General features: G+C 60.3%; 7 protein-coding genes and 1 tRNA gene. 1 reads left to right on the top strand and 7 read right to left on the bottom strand.

The features are described 5' to 3' along the window. Positions 1-39: 39 nt before the first annotated feature. The 3 genes from HMPREF2886_RS19330 to gabD all read right to left on the bottom strand — a co-directional run bounded on the left by HMPREF2886_RS19330 (position 40) and on the right by gabD (position 4,541). On the bottom strand, positions 40-1,239 hold the full coding sequence (locus HMPREF2886_RS19330; protein WP_033977408.1) for an HDOD domain-containing protein: 1,200 nt from the start codon (positions 1,237-1,239) through the stop codon (positions 40-42). A 325-nt stretch (positions 1,240-1,564) separates the two neighbouring features. Next, complete coding sequence (gene gabT, locus HMPREF2886_RS19325) at positions 1,565-2,845, bottom strand: 4-aminobutyrate--2-oxoglutarate transaminase (RefSeq protein ID WP_003106268.1); 1,281 nt, start codon at positions 2,843-2,845, stop codon at positions 1,565-1,567. 244 nt (positions 2,846-3,089) lie between these two features. Continuing rightward, complete coding sequence (gene gabD / locus HMPREF2886_RS19320) at positions 3,090-4,541, bottom strand: NADP-dependent succinate-semialdehyde dehydrogenase (RefSeq protein ID WP_003106269.1); 1,452 nt, start codon at positions 4,539-4,541, stop codon at positions 3,090-3,092. Positions 4,542-5,273: 732 nt separating this feature from the next. Here gabD and HMPREF2886_RS19310 point away from each other — a divergent pair. Continuing rightward, positions 5,274-5,350 (top strand) — tRNA-Arg (locus HMPREF2886_RS19310). An 829-nt stretch (positions 5,351-6,179) separates the two neighbouring features. Here HMPREF2886_RS19310 and HMPREF2886_RS19305 read toward each other — a convergent pair. Genes HMPREF2886_RS19305 through HMPREF2886_RS19290 form a run of 4 tightly spaced genes read right to left on the bottom strand, consistent with a single transcriptional unit; the run spans position 6,180 to position 15,340 of the window. After that, entirely contained in the window at positions 6,180-8,000 is a 1,821-nt protein-coding gene (locus HMPREF2886_RS19305) for a hypothetical protein (protein ID WP_256562552.1), read from the bottom strand. Continuing rightward, positions 8,000-10,471, bottom strand: a complete 2,472-nt coding sequence (locus HMPREF2886_RS19300) for an AAA family ATPase (protein WP_070748103.1) — start codon at positions 10,469-10,471, stop codon at positions 8,000-8,002. Before HMPREF2886_RS19300 ends, HMPREF2886_RS19305 begins: the two co-directional genes overlap by 1 nt. Beyond that, on the bottom strand, positions 10,471-11,961 hold the full coding sequence (locus tag HMPREF2886_RS19295) for a hypothetical protein (RefSeq protein WP_041110560.1): 1,491 nt from the start codon (positions 11,959-11,961) through the stop codon (positions 10,471-10,473). Before HMPREF2886_RS19295 ends, HMPREF2886_RS19300 begins: the two co-directional genes overlap by 1 nt. Further along, the gene (locus tag HMPREF2886_RS19290) at positions 11,945-15,340 is read right to left on the bottom strand and encodes a DEAD/DEAH box helicase (RefSeq protein ID WP_070748101.1); all 3,396 of its coding nucleotides are present in this window, start codon (positions 15,338-15,340) and stop codon (positions 11,945-11,947) included. Before HMPREF2886_RS19290 ends, HMPREF2886_RS19295 begins: the two co-directional genes overlap by 17 nt. Position 15,341 lies beyond the last annotated feature (1 nt).

Raw genomic sequence — 15,341 nt, 5'->3', positions numbered from 1 at the left:
GGGAGGCGCCGCCCCTTGCAAAGGCCCGGCGAGGACGGCTCAGGGCTGCAGCAGTTTCGCCAGTTGTTCGCCGTCCAGCCCGAGCATGCGGGCAGCCTTGCTTTCGGCCAGTTGCTCGGTGTCGTCCTCGGGCAGGCTGGCGGCCTGGGTCGCCAGGCTGAGGATCAGCTCTTCGCGGGAAAGCACGCCACCGAACTGGTACGCCGCAGCGATCAGCCGGCGCAGCTCCAGCGGCAGCCGCCAACGCGCCCGCAGGGCCGAGCCGAAGCTGGCGCCGAAACGCCCCAGCAGCTCGTCGAGCCGCGCCTCGTCCAGCGCGCCGCCGCCATCGCACCAATCCTGCAATGTCCGCAGCAGCGCCAGGTCGCCCAGGCGATGCAACAGCCCTGCGGTATAGCAGCGCTCGACGTCCGCGCCGAGGGCGTCGGCCAGCTCCCAGGCGATGTCCGCGCAGCGTTGCGAAAGCTCCCAGAAATGCATGGCACGCTCGGCCAGCAGCGGCTCGCCGAGCTGGATGGCCCGCTGCAAGCTGAAACCGAGCACCAGGTTCAGGCTGTGCCCGAGCCCCAGCCGCCGCAGGGCCTGGCCCAGGGTCTGGCAGGCCGGACCGACGTGCCGGGCGGCGCTGTTGGCGGCGGCGATCAGGCCAGCGGTGATCTGCGGGTCGCGGCCGAACTCATCCTCCAGCACGCGCAGCGGATGCTCCTCGGCGCTCAGGCAACGATCGCTGGCGGCACGCACGTCGGCCAGCAACGGCGCTCCCTCTGCAGAGTCGCGCGCGCGTTCGAGGAAAGCCTCCAGGTTCTCGCCCGCGTCCCGCTCCGGCAGCGGACAGGCGACCACTTCGTCACCCTTCAGCAACAATCCTCGCAGGCGTTGCATCAGGTTCTCGGCCTGGAACGGCTTCACCAGGTAGGCGGTCGGTGCCAGTGCCACGGCGGCTCGCACGCTGGCCTGGTCGGCGCGGTCGCTGATCAGGATGAACGGCTGCTCGGCGACCGAGCGGCGCAGGCGCGCTTCGCGCAGCAACTCGAAGCCATCCACCTGCGGCAGGTTCAGCTCGGCCAGGATCAACGCGAAGCGCCGGCGCCGGCAATGCGCCAGCGCTTCCCCGCCATCGCCGCAGAGGACCAGCCGGGCATCGCAACGCACACCGAGGACCAGTTGGCCAAGCAGGTCGCGACTCCAGGGGTCCGGGTCGGCAATCAGGATGACGGGGGCCTTTTTCGCGGCACTCATGGCGTTCCTCTTCGAACCTGGCGAACCGAGCGGGCCGCACCAGGCATGACAGGCGGGCACGACACAGCCCGCGGGCACACAAGGGTATGACGGACGAACACGGTGCGCCTCTAGGTCCTGTCCTAATCGCCACGAACGGAACGACCGGAGGAATGCGGGAGGATTCGTATGCGCCAGGCGCCCAAGGGTAACAGGGGGAAACCGTTCGTCGGGCGTTTCGCGGAAAACCCTGGCAGAAAAAAGAGGCTTCCGTTTCCGTGAAGCCTCTGAAAGAAAGGCCCGCGCGGACGCGCGGGCCTCGGGGGTATCGCTTTGCCGGTGAAGCTTAAGCGAGTTCGTCGAAGCACTCGGCCAGGATGGCCAGGCCCTTCTCCAGTTGCGCGTCGGGGATGGTGACGGGCATGAGGAAGCGGATGACGTTGTAGTAGGTGCCGCAGGAGAGCAGGATCAGGCCCTTCTCGCGCGCACGGACGACGATCTTGCTGACCAGTTCGGCAGCCGGCTTGTGGGTATCGCCGCCCTCGAACAACTCGATGGCCACCATCGAACCCAGGCCACGAACGTCGCCGATCACCTTGTGCTTGGCCTGGATCTCGCGCAGGCCGGCCTTGAGGCGCTCGCCGACGGCTTGCGAACGTTCCAGCAGCTTCTCTTCCTCGAACACCTTCAGCACGGCCAGGGCCGCGGCGCAGGCGATCGGGCTGCCGGCATAGGTGCCGCCCAGGCCGCCGGGCGCGATGGCGTCCATGATCTCGGCCTTGCCGGCCACGCCGGAGATCGGGAAGCCGCCGCCGACCGACTTGGCGAAGGTGGTCAGGTCAGGAACGATGCCCAGTTGCTCGGTAGCGAAGAAGGTGCCGGTACGGCCGGCGCCAGTCTGCACTTCGTCGGCGATCAGCAGGATGCCGTGCTGGTCGCACAGGGCGCGCAGGCGCTGCATGAAGGACTTGGAGTTGACGTAGAAGCCACCCTCGCCCTGCACCGGCTCGATGATGATCGCAGCGATGTCCTGGGGCTGGGCATCGTTCTTGAAGATGCGCTCGATGCTGGCGATGGAGTCGTCCTCGCTCACGCCGTGCAGCTCGCAGGGCGCCAGGGCGCGGAAGATGCCGCCCGGCATCAGGCCCATGCCGGCGGAGTACGGGACCACCTTGCCGGTCAGGCCCAGGGTCATCATGGTGCGGCCGTGGTAGGCGCCGGTGAAGGCGATCACGCCAGCGCGACCGGTGGCGGCGCGGGCGATCTTGACGGCGTTCTCGACGGCTTCGGAGCCGGAGGTGACCAGCAGGGTCTTCTTCGGGAAGTCGCCCGGCACGCGCTTGGCGATTTCCTCGGCCAGCTCGATGTAGGGTTCGTAGGCCAGCACCTGGAAGCAGGTGTGGGACAGCTTGCCCAGTTGCTCCTGGACCGCGGCGATCACCTTCGGATGCAGGTGCCCGGTGTTCAGCACGGCGATGCCGCCGGCGAAGTCGATGTACTCGCGGCCTTCCACGTCCCAGACGGTGGAGTTCTCGGCGCGTTCGGCGACGACCGGGTGGATCTGGCCCACGCCGCGGGGTACCGCGGCCTGGCGACGCTTCAGCAGGGATTCGTTGGTCTTGCTCATGGCTTCCTCAGTGGCCGCTCATCGGGTCGGCCGGGTCAAAGGATGAAGGCGGGAAGGAAGCTCCCCAAGGCAGCATGCGATGATCGACTGCCTCGGGACTTGCAGGCCCGCCAGGGCTCGGAGCCGCTTCGCGATCGGCGACCGCGGCTCCCGGTTCGTCCGGTGCCACCACCGGCAACGTCGACACCGGACGACGCAGCTCTTGCCTGCCGTCCGGCCCCTCCGGATGCGTTCCTCGCCGGGCTCAGATACCGCCCAGGCAGAGGTACTTGATCTCGAGGTAGTCCTCGATCCCGTACTTGGAGCCTTCGCGGCCCAGGCCCGAGGCCTTGATGCCGCCGAACGGCGCCACTTCGTTGGAGATCAGGCCGGTGTTGATGCCGACCATGCCGTATTCCAGTTGCTCGGCGACGCGGAACACGCGGGCCAGGTCGCGGGCGTAGAAGTAGGACGCCAGGCCGAACTCGGTATCGTTGGACATGGCGATGACCTCGGCCTCGTCCTTGAAGCGGAACACCGGCGCCAGCGGGCCGAAGGTCTCGTCCTTGGACACCAGGGCATTCTTCGGCACGTCGACCAGGATGGTCGGCTCGAAGAAGGTGCCGCCGAGGGCGTGCGGCTTGCCGCCGGAAACCACCTTGGCGCCCTTGGAGACCGCGTCGGCGATGTGTTCCTCGACCTTGGCCACGGCCTTGGCGTCGATCAGCGGACCGGTGGTCACGCCGGCTTCCAGGCCGTTGCCGATGTTCAGCTTGGCCACGGCGGCCTTCAGCTTGTCGACGAAGGCGTCGTACACGCCGTCCTGCACGTATAGGCGGTTGGCGCAGACGCAGGTCTGGCCGTTGTTGCGGTACTTGGAAATCAGCGCACCCTCGACGGCGGCGTCCAGGTCGGCGTCGTCGAACACGATGAACGGCGCGTTGCCGCCCAGCTCCAGGGACACCTTCTTGATGTCCTGGGCGCACTCGGCCATCAGTTGGCGGCCGATTTCGGTGGAACCGGTGAAGGTCAGCTTGCGCACGATCGGGTTGCTGGTCAGCTCGCCGCCGACTTCGCCGGCGCTACCGGTGACCACGCTGAACACGCCCTTCGGAATGCCGGCGCGCTCTGCCAGCTCGGCCAGGGCCAGGGCGGAATAGGGGGTCTGCGAAGCAGGCTTGAGCACCATGGTGCAGCCGGCGGCCAGGGCCGGGCCGGCCTTGCGGGTGATCATCGCCGAGGGGAAGTTCCACGGCGTGATGGCCGCGGTCACGCCGATCGGCTGCTTGATCACGATGATGCGCTTGTCCGGCTGGTGGCCGGGAATGGTATCGCCGTAGATGCGCTTGGCTTCTTCGCCGAACCATTCGAGGAAGGAGGCGGCGTAGGCGATCTCGCCCTTGGCCTCGGCCAGCGGCTTGCCCTGCTCGATGGTCATCAGGCGGGCCAGGTCGTCCTGGTTCTCGATCATCAGGTCGAACCAGCGGCGCAGCTTGTTGGCGCGCTCCTTGGCGGTCAGCGCGCGCCAGGCCGGCAGGGCCTTGTCGGCAGCCTCGATGGCGCGGCGGGTCTCGGCGGCGCCCATCTTCGGCACGCTGCCGATGATCTCGCCGGTGGCCGGGTTGTTCACCTTGATGGTCTGGCCGTTGTCGGCATCCACCCAGGCGCCATCGACGTAGGCTTGTTGACGGAACAGCTTGGCATCTTTGAGTTGCATGACCTGTCTCCTTCGAGGAATGCCGTGAGCAGCGGGTCTACCTCGACTACCCCGCGTGCCTGGTTGTCTGGTTCGGTTGTAACCGGAAAGTGTTGCCTGCTGGTTATTCGAAAGGGCCAGCGCCCCGGTGTTCCATTTCCTGCGCCCTGTGCCAGCGGCGTCGCCGTTACCGGCCGGCCACCGTGCGCAACGGACGGACGCGGATAAACGCGACCGCCGGCAGGCGTCGGGGAGGATACGAAAGGCTCGTGCGGGAAAGGGATTGCGGACGAAACGCCACGCCGGCACCACGGCGGCCCGGCAGCGCGAAGGGCCGGACGGGCGACGGGCAGGTCAGAAAGAGGTCATTCCAGGGGCACGCGGCCGGCTGAACTGATGCCAATTCCCCGGTCTCCTGTTGTTGTGGCTTTGGGGGCGTTTGAAATCTCAAACGAATCCTAGGGCCACCACTGACAAAGGGCAATACCCCGTTCGATAAAATCAACGAAAGTCGGAAAATTCTGCTGCTTTTCTGAGCACATCCTCGACGGACGGTCGTTTTCGTTCGAAATCACGAACGTACGCACATGGAATGGACTCCCGCCGACGAGATGCGTATGATTGCGGCCTGCCGCGCGAGCCGCGGCGCTGCATCCGTAGCTCAGCTGGATAGAGTACTGCCCTCCGAAGGCAATACTCATCGAGTTGAGAAGGGTGTCAGCTAATGGTCAAATAGACCGCCGCAACATATACGCACCAGTAGCTCAGCTGGATAGAGTACCGCCCTCCGAAGGCGGGGGTCGTGGGTTCGAATCCCGCCTGGTGCGCCATATCTGTATGATTTAAAAGCCTTTTCCTAAGGCTCTGCCGATCCAGATCCCGAATTGGCTAATCTCTCAAAATTGATCTCCATGCGGATACTCAGATTGTGGTGAGTACTGCCCGCAGCGCTCCTTTTCGACTCATTTTCGGGCTGTGCCAATTCTGTGCCTAAACCGTGCCTCAAAGTCTGGCGCCCTATTTTGCGAGCGGGGATTTTGAGTACTAGCCATAAATCGAGCTGCAGCTACTAGTCGATGGTAGTGAAGAAATCTTGCGTCGCTGCCTGCCCAGGCGGGTGGCCGGAGGGCCGTGGAATCCAACATCCATGTCATCGGCGGAAAAAGCGTCCCGCAGGATAGGGGCTCCGACAGAACACTGGTCATTGACGACCCTGCGGTGCTCCAGGCTGTGGCGGGCGCAGCGAAATGTATGCGTATCTGCCAACGTACCAATACAGCTATTCGGGATCGTCTACGCAAAGAGTGCAGAGCGCTGTGGCCAAGGCGCAAGCAGCACCCAACCCTGAAAAGCTTCCGCCACCAATTGGGCTCAAACCTAAAAGCCTCCAGCGAGAGCGATAAGGCCATCGCCTACATGACGGGGCACCAATCCATCGAATCAATCAGCGTCTACGGGAACCGTCGATCTGGGGCTGGTCACAAATTGCATATCAGACCTGCACAGGACGCTGACTTGTCAAAAGTTCGTCAACCCAAGCAGCCTGCTGTTTTTGGTCGAGAACGCGTGGTGGGCCGTATCGAGGTGCCACAGCGCCTGGCAAACCGACGAACAACTGCACAACCTGTCGCAAATGAACGTTAGCGGCCGGGCATCATCTCAGGCGCCAGCCATCTGCCTAATCGTAAATGCCCTTCGTCCAACCACCGTAAACCCAGTGGACTCCGATATTGACTGCTCAAAAACACGCCCGGCCTGCTCCAAGCGCAGATAGCGCGTTGCGCATTTTTTATCCAAACAGTTGGCTTTGAACCCTACAGGGCTCTGGAAAACCAGCGGAGCCCTGCCAGTGCAAACCGGGCACTTTTCCAAAGCAAGAATCGCCTGGTTGTGACGTTCCAGGGCTGACGCTTGCGCAGTGGAGTTAGAGGAAACCAAAGCCTCCTTGAGCGCCGTCACTGCTTCCTCGGCCAAGGCCTCAGTAACAATCAGTTCATTTTGCTCTGAATTAACCTGAACCCCCGCAACCTGCTTTGCCTGTTCCAGCACCTTTTGCGGGATTTTTTGCAACGGCTGCGCATACGTAATCATAGCCATTCGGCAAAGCACCTGATCAACCAGCAAGCCAAAGCGCTCCGTGCAATACATGTCTGTGGGAGACAGCGGTATCCACTGCTCTGGACAATAGGCTGCATCAATCTCCTGCCCCATTGCCGGCCAGGCGATAAACCGCTCCTTGCTCTGTGGAGTCACCTCAGGAGCAGGCGCATCACTCAGCCAGGGCACAATGGTAAGCAATACGTCCTCTGGCGTTGAAAGGGCAGGAGAACTGCTAAGCAATTGCCACTCCAGCCCACGTTGCCGAAGAAGTATGTGCCTTCCGGCCCAGACACCTTCGTCCTGGCCATTCAGATAAGGCAGCAGCGCCCTCCTCATGACCAGACCAGCGTAGTGAGAGTAGGCAGAAGCAAGAGACTGGTTCTGCCTGAAGCGCTCTGCCGGCGTGGCACGTTTGGCCTGTGTCACCTTGGCCAACTGATCCCACAAGATAGCCAGATGCCGGTAATGCTGATCGTGACCAAGGATGTTGGTCATATGCAGCACACCTGTCACTTGTGCCTGCCGGCTGACCAACAAATACAGACCACTTTGCTGCAGGCCCGCAATCGTCTGGTACAAGCGTTCAAGCTTTTCAAGCGTTTCACCAAGCAACTTTGATGCGTTACTGGTTTCCTCTGCGCTGAATGTCATCCCCCACAAGCGGCAAATTTCTTCACGCAGACGGTAATCGACATTCTCCGCCTCATAGAAGCGCAGCGCCTGATTCAGCGTCGCCTGCAAGCCACGCAACTCCGCCAAGCGCGCGTGCAAATAGCGTTCAATCTTATCCAGCAAGCGCGCATAGACACGATTCTCATAGATGCCATAGTCATCTTCGCTGAAGCGGGCCAGTACCTTCTTGGGGATCACGCCACTCAACGTCTGCCGCTGCCAGCACTCCGAGTGCGAGGCCAGATGCACCAGCGCCCCTTTGGCCAAACGACGTGCACGCCCGATATCAGCAACCTCATCCTCATAGTGAAGATCGAGGCGCGGACGCTGCGAGATGTGATGCAGATGCCCTTGCTTCACCACATCCAGAAGCCGCTCCTCAAAGGGCTGCAGATGGCTCTTGGCATCGATGATGGAAGCTGGCATCAAAGGAGACATCAAAGGCGCCTGCAGTGCCTCGGCATCAATCGTCGCAATGACCTTGCTCAGCAATTCCGTTGCCGCCGCCAGACTTTTTTGCGGCGGCGTAAAAGTGCAAGCCTCATCACCCAACTGGCAGCGCTGATCACCATCACTCACCAGCACACCCGTAAATACCGGTGTATGGCCATTAAATGCAGGCCCGTCATTCACAGACTGATAGCGACCGGGCTGAATGAGTGCCGGCAACTGCCGGCACTGCTCACCCGTAAAACGATCAAACCACATCAGCTACGGCCATCCAGGCGACGAATATCAGCCTCCAACAGCTCCATAGACTTGCGCGGATCACCCGCCAGATCAGCGCTGATCCAGAAGTCCTCCAGAGCGCCTTTCAGATTGCGCAGCGTCTCGGCAGAAACGTTGTAGCGGCCGGTCACTTTGCCAGGGCGCATGATTCTCGTGGCCAACAAGTGGTCCAGCGCCTCCCCCGAAGAAGCCCCGCAAGCCAGCATGACAGGGATGAAATCCAGCGCCTGCTTTTCAAAGCGGTTCCCCCAGCCCAGCTCAAACTGACTGCCCAACTGTTCGGTGAAGGCATCGCCGGTCAGGTCCTTCAGTAGCTTGACGACCTCCTCCTTGCGCTCAGCACTTGCCTTGCCAAATGCCTTGCGCAAGGAGCGATAAGAGTAGTTGGCCGGCTCAAACGACTTGATCGTGAAGCGCTTATCCTGCTTGGGCAGAGTCATTACATGAGCACGATCATAGGTCTTGTCCGCCAGCTCATTGGTGGTTTCATCATGGTTCGCGGTACCAATAAACCAGACATTGGCTGGCACCCTGATCTTGCGGCCCTCGGCCAGCATCGCAGGTGCATTGGGCAACGACGTTTCCGAGAGGCTGATCAAGCGCTCATCGGGGTTGTTCTTCTCCAGGGCAGAGAGGAACTCGGCAAAGTATTGCTCAGGGCGCGACAGGTTCATCTCATCCAGCAGGATGATGTTGCAGGTGTCTTCCCAACGCGGGGTCTGCGCTTTGTATAGCGCCTGCAAGCAGTCCTTCTCGTAGAACCGTCGCTCAAAGGCGTTGTAATGACCAAGAAGATCATCCCGATCACGCCAACCGGCCTGCACTGAGATATCTGTGCAGAAGCCCCCCATAGCCTTGGCAAATGCCTTGGCCAAACTGGTCTTACCGGTACCACTGATACCCTGGAAGACATGCAGCTGGCTCATGGCCAAGCCCCCCAGCAACACGCGGATATCCTCGATCGGATAGAACAGCTCTACAGGCTTTTCAGCCAGGGCAATCCGGTGTTGCAACTGCTCTGCAAACGTTTTGAGATCAGGCACCGCATCCAGATCCATGCGCGCCCTGAAATCACGACCTGTATCCATCAGCGTCATTGCCGGGAATGGCGTCTGGGTCTTCTGGGCACTGGTCAGTTGCTCGATGCGGCTTTCCAGATCATTGATGTGCACCGCGAGCGTATTTTTGTGTTGCTCCAGAACGCGCTTCTCACGCGCGACAGCCTCAAGCTCTGTAGCCGCGACACGCTTGCCGCTCAACTCACGACGCAGCTCATCCCGCTCAGGGCGTAGCTCAGCTACTTCTCTTTCAAGATCAGCCTTGCTGTCACGCAGGTAGTCATTATCGCGCTGCAATTGCGCCGTATCCGATTGCTCCAGGCTGCGCTTGAGTTCACGGTTTTCCTGACGCAGCGCTTCCAGTTGCTGCAGGATCTCAGCTCCGGATACTTCGCCCAGGGATTGCTTGAGCTCCTGAATATCGAGCAGCTGCTCCTTGAGTTCATTCGCCTTGCTCCAGGCCCGCTCACGCTGCTCTTCCAGCTTGGCAACAACCTGGTGATGATTCGCCCGCTCGGATGCCATTTCCTCATCCAGACGCTGCTGCAAGGCCTTTTCCTCTGCCTGGATATCCGCCCACTCACGATCCAGGCGGCTACGCGCACGATCTAACTCGACCACTTTCTGCTTGATGTCGTGCTCACGCTGATCAAGCAACCTGACACGTTCAGCCTCTGCCTCCGTGCAACTGAACTTGACCTCCGCCAGCCGCCTTGCTGCCTGGGAAATTTCACCGTCGAGCTGGTGCTTGTCTTCGCGCAACGACTGAAGATCCGCTTCATGCTGACGCACCTGCTGACGCTGTTGCGCCTCCAGCTTACGTAAAGCCGCTTCGTTTTCCGCAACAAAGCCGGCTTGCGCATTGGCCTCTCGCATATTCAGGGAACGCTCGGCCTCCAAATTTTCGGCCATCTTCAGCGCCAATTCCTGCTGAGCCTCAAGCAGCTTGTCCCACTCAGCCTTGAGCTCAGCTTTCTCTGCATCCAGTCCGGAGCGGACGGCCACAAGCGCTTCCTGTTCGGCTACCTGCGCCAGTGCCGCCACCTCGGCAGTTTCAGCTAATTTGCTGGCAGCAGCCCACCGCTCGGCATATTCGTCATGCAAACGCTCCTTGAAGCGCACCAACTCCTTGCAGAGCGTGGCGAATTGCTCAATCCAGCGAACCAGATCACTGTCGCCCTCAAAACGCTCGCAGACGCCGCGCAACCACTCACGCTCGACAGAAATATCCAGTGTCATGTCAAAGGACTGATAGGCCTTGGAAGCGTTCTCGAAAGAAGCGCTCAATACATTCACTTGCTGCTCCACTGAAGCACGGGCCATACCGGCCGCAGACGGTGCCGCTGCTGGGATTTGCTGTGGACCAAACTTGTTCGAGCTTTTCTTGCCCATTACATCCATTCCTTAAAAAATTCGGTGAAGCCCAGCGCGTACTGGATGTTATCCAGCGTTTCCTCATAGGTGAGGGGGGCGACTTCTCGTCCGGTAAAGCGGCTCTGCGCATGGCTGCTGCGGTTACGCAAATCCGCAAGCAGCAACAGCCTGTCAAGTTGCAGCTCGCGAGCTAACAGCGTCTTGAACGGGTGCCCAGAGTGGTTGAGCGTTCCCATTGCTGCAGCAAACAGCAAAGCTTTGAGAGAATCGCTTGGCCGGGAACAAGCCCGAATAACCTGGCCAATCTTTTGCCCAGCCAGCGTACTGATAACCCCCGAGGTAAAGGCCGGTAACTGCAAGGCTGATAGCAAGCGCTCATTAAGCTCTCGATTAACGATTTTCTGTTTGGGCAGATGCCCTGCTTCAACTGGATATTGGTGAATCAACCACTGCATGAGGACCTCAAGCAGTTTCTGGCACTCCATCACTGCAGCATCCAGTTCCTGCTCACTCTGGTCGCCTTGTTCCAGCTTGTTCATACGCAGTAGCAGGGCTGCCAAATGCCGCTTGATATCCGGTTGCCGCGCCGCCCAGGGGTATTCCGTGAGCACCTGCATATCCGCCTGCTGGCGCATGGCCTGCAGCCACTGCTCAACCGTCTGATCATCCGCACGCGGAACAGAAACCAAAGGCTGTAAATGGTTGAGCAGGTACTTGTTACCCCCCTCAGTCTGCTCCCGCAAAGCATCCTGTAACCACCAGGCGTTGGCTCGCAGCGCAAACGGATCGTCGACTGCCCACAGCTCCAGCCCCTCGTCATCAGGCTTGGCCCAGAGCAGTACCCTTGCAGGCTTGGCGGTATCATCCAGCCGCTGCACACCAGACAACTTAAGGAATTGCGGGAACTGGCCGCTATCGAGCTGCCGAGCTGCCCGGCAATCATCCCGATAGTCGCGATAAGCTATCGCCAGCGCCTCATGATCCAACGTCGGCAGTGATGACTTGCCCGCCGCCATCACAAACGGCCGGATTGACTTGCCGCTTTTCCGCTCCCCTTTGAATACGGGATAGCGTTGCAGCGGATCTTCGGGCTCGATCGAATCAAGCTGCTCAGCGAAGCGTGGCCAGAACTGACCACTGATAGCATCCTGGAACAGATAACCAGCCTTCAGGTTGTCATCCTCAACAGACTCACCATCCAGCAGTTGCTCGCCTTTTTCAGTCAGCCCACGGGCACTATCAGTCAGCCAGCCGTTACTCACCCCTTGAGCCAGTATCAGCTTGATCAGATTGACATGCAGCCCGGTCAACTCAGCGATTGCCTCCGCTTGCGTCAACTGTGCCCGGATCAACCCCAGCACAGCGCGCTGGAACAGATTCAACTGAGCCTCTTTTGCCTCGGGATAAAGCACGCGATGAACCAGCACCGGCCACAACAAGGGCCTGGCCTCGCCGCGAGGCTTTTCAGCAAACTGCAGATAAATACCGGTTTCAGCGAATGCAGCCATGCTCACCCCCACACAGCTGATAAAAAGCAGCCAGAGCTGGTACAGCCTCTTGTGCATCCGGGTTACTGGCCAAAGCAGCATCCCCGACACAAATCAGCATCTGCCTTTGCCGGCTCATGGCCACGTTCATGCGGTTTGGCAAACGCAGGAAACCAAACTGACGGTTCAGTTGCAGCTCACGCTCATCCCCCTCGCTGGCAGCAGCTCGCACCGAGCGATTGGGCTGGAAACTGCGCACGCAAGACAGCAGCACCACATCGAACTCCTTGCCCTGGAAGGCGTCCACCGAGCCAACCCGCAAGCGTTCCTCTGCAACCACGCTTCCATCTGCCTGCACCTTGCGGGTCAACTTGAACTGCTCATGCGGCTCGTAGCCCCCCTCGCGCTTTACCATCAAGGGAGTACCGTCGATTTTCTGCTGAGCGAGCTTCTCCATGATCAGATCGCGCTGTGCCGCGTAGAAAGTAATGATGCCAACAGACAACGCCTCACCGCCGGCCTGCATCAGCTTTACCACTTCGTCAGCAATGCGCTGCGCCTCAATCTCTCGAACCCGGCTAGTTCCCCGGCGCTGATCACGCCCCTGTACCGCCGGCACATCAATCCACTGACAAACATGGCCACGGTAGGACTCCGCCAGCGGCCCCAGCCTGGAAAGCAGCTCCTGGCTGAATACAAACGCCTCTGCCGGCCTGCCGGAATGCAGAACCCCCAGGTTTTCACATTCGTAGAAGTGCTTACTGACAAAGTTGCCCAAGACCGGATGCATGCGGAACTGGGTATCAAGCATCACCACACGGCGAATCGAATCCTGCTTTTCCAAATCCTGTAGCTTGACCCGCATACGCTCGAAAAGACTGGATCGGAAAGCCGCCAGTTGCAGTTCGGTCAGTTCATGCTCCTCCTGTAACTGCCCCTCGATATCCGGCTCAAGCATGTGCGGGAGCTGGCGGTCATCGCCCACCAGAACAATCCGCCGCTTGGCCATGGACATCGGAATAAACAGATCCAATGGATTGGCCCGTGCTGCCTCGTCGATGACAACCGTATCGAACTCGATATCCGAGTTGGAGCTAGTGGATACCTCTTTCAACATTTCCATCTGCTTGCCCGCAGCCTGCTGGCAGGTTGCACCGACCACCATCGAATACTCATTGACCACAGCCCGCGCAGCGGAACGATCGGACTCCAGACTATCGACCAGTTGCTCCAAGACCCATGCAACCCCCTGCTTGCGCTTGGCCATGCGGTCTTCCAGATAGCGATCCACCTCATCAAGCAGCGCTAGGCCATCAGGGTCTACCTGGCGTTTCAGCGCAGCCGGCCGGTAATCCGGCAAGTGCTGATCAAGCAACAGATCCTTCCAGATCTTCAGAGCCTGAAGGGTCGCCGGCTCAACGTGCGAGCTGTCGGCAAGTTCTTCCAGCAGGCGCAGCAGCTCCGGGGCCACACCTTTTTCATGGCGCTTGAGCCAGCTCAGCAGATCCCAGGCACGCTCGCCGCCATCATCGGTAAAGGCAGCAACCTCGACACGCAGAGCACGGATACGCCTGAGCAGCTGAGAGGGAGGCAGACCTCCCGCAGCTGTAGCCGGCGCTTGACCGGCAAGCGTATCGATATACTCCTCGAACTGACTTTCAAGCCGGGGCGGCAATGCCAGGCCGCTTTGCTCCAGTTCACGCAAGTCATGCAAAAGGCGCTGGAACTCATCCGCCTGCTGTGCAGGGCCGGTACTCGCTACCCGGGCAAGGGCCAACCTCGCGGAAATGGCCCGCAACTGCTCAAGCTCAGGGAAGCGGCTGTATTCCTGCGCAATCTTGCGGTGCAAATGAGCCGCCTGGCGTTCCAGCCAAGGCTCAATCAAAGCCGCCTGATCACTCTCGCCGTGCTTGCCGCCCACCCGCGCGCCAGGTAAGCCGAATACATCGCTACGCTCCAGTGCATTGTCGACGGCATCATGCTGAAAACTGCTGACCAGTACCTGCGCCGCAATATTCTGCTTCTCCGCTCGCTCACCCAGACAACGCTGCAATGCTGCAATAACCTGGGTTTTACCGGTACCAGGAGGGCCGATGATGATTGCCAGATCAGGGGTATTGAGCGCGCAATCCAGCGCCAGCGCCTGCTTCTCGGTCGGCTTGCCACCCTTGAAAGACTCCAGCACGTATGGGGTCAGCCCGCTGATCGGGCGTCGTCGCGCAGCAGGAACCGCAACCCCTTCCAGCAGCCATTTCAATTGCGGCAGCCGCTTGCCCGAGTCAATCGACTGCTTGGCTGCCAAGCGACGCTTACCCATCGAACGTTGGCCGGCAAGAGACAGATACAACCAGCCCTCCCCCGCTTTCGGTCGGATGTTGGTCTTACCCGCCGCCTGTTTGAAAATCACGCAATCTGGCTCGAAGCGAATAGTCCCCCGCGGAGCATTGGCAGTCCTTTGAGCCTTCTCGGATGAAAGCTCTTCCAGCCAGTCCGGGCGCTGATCGCCCAGATCAAACTGATCATTGCTGCTCAGCTCCAGATCGCGCCAGCGCTCGCGGAACGCCTGATACTGCTCCTGCGACTTGGGAATAAGACGCCAGGCATTGCCACGCCCCTCCTGAAAGCCGTGGCACTCGGCGTAAGCCAGAGAACCCAAACTTTCTGCCTGCTCTAAAGCTCTTTGCCACTCTTTATCGTTGTAAAGATTCCAGAGTTCGAGATAGCTGGCGTTGTCACGCAGCGCCGCACTCAGCAGAGCCTGCTGACTGGCACTGCCGAGTGCAGCCGCAACAGAGGCATCCTTGAATTCAAATTGGCCAAGCAGGATGGAGAATGCACCATCACGATGGGTATGACGGTTAACACGCTTGAGCAGAAAACTGCCATCCTGGCGCTGCTCGACATCGGCACGCCAGCCATTACCCAGCAACTGAAAACCGCCCTTGCTAGCGGTATTGCTGAAGCGAGCAACCGTCAGCCAGTCACCCTCGGCCAGGCCCTGCACCACAAAGTGCTCGACAAACCAGCGACAGGCCAGTTCAACAGTGCTGTCGGCAATTTCGTGCTTGGCGTGTAGATCCTCAGCAAGCAGCTCATCAACGCCAAGTTCAAGCTGCATTGCCGTTACTTCAACCGGTGCGCAGTATTGCACCAGCAGCTTGTTCTTCTTCGTACCGGTCAACAACCAGCGGGTCTGATCACGCAGGGCCAGACGGCCAAACATTTCGGCATCGGCCTGGGTGCAACTGACGCGGATGCGCACATCCCCCTGAACCGCCAACCAGTCATGCTGGTAGCGCTGAAGGAAAATCGCCTGTCCGTCCTGCAAGGCATCCACGGACTCATCTGTAGAAAGCGCCAGCACATCGGCTGACAGCATGGGGAAATCTTTAAATTCCATT

Source organism: Pseudomonas sp. HMSC066A08 (assembly GCF_001813025.1).
GTDB lineage: Bacteria > Pseudomonadota > Gammaproteobacteria > Pseudomonadales > Pseudomonadaceae > Pseudomonas > Pseudomonas aeruginosa.
The sequence above is the reverse complement of the archived record's forward strand: the minus strand, read 5'-3'. Positions and strand labels throughout refer to the sequence as shown.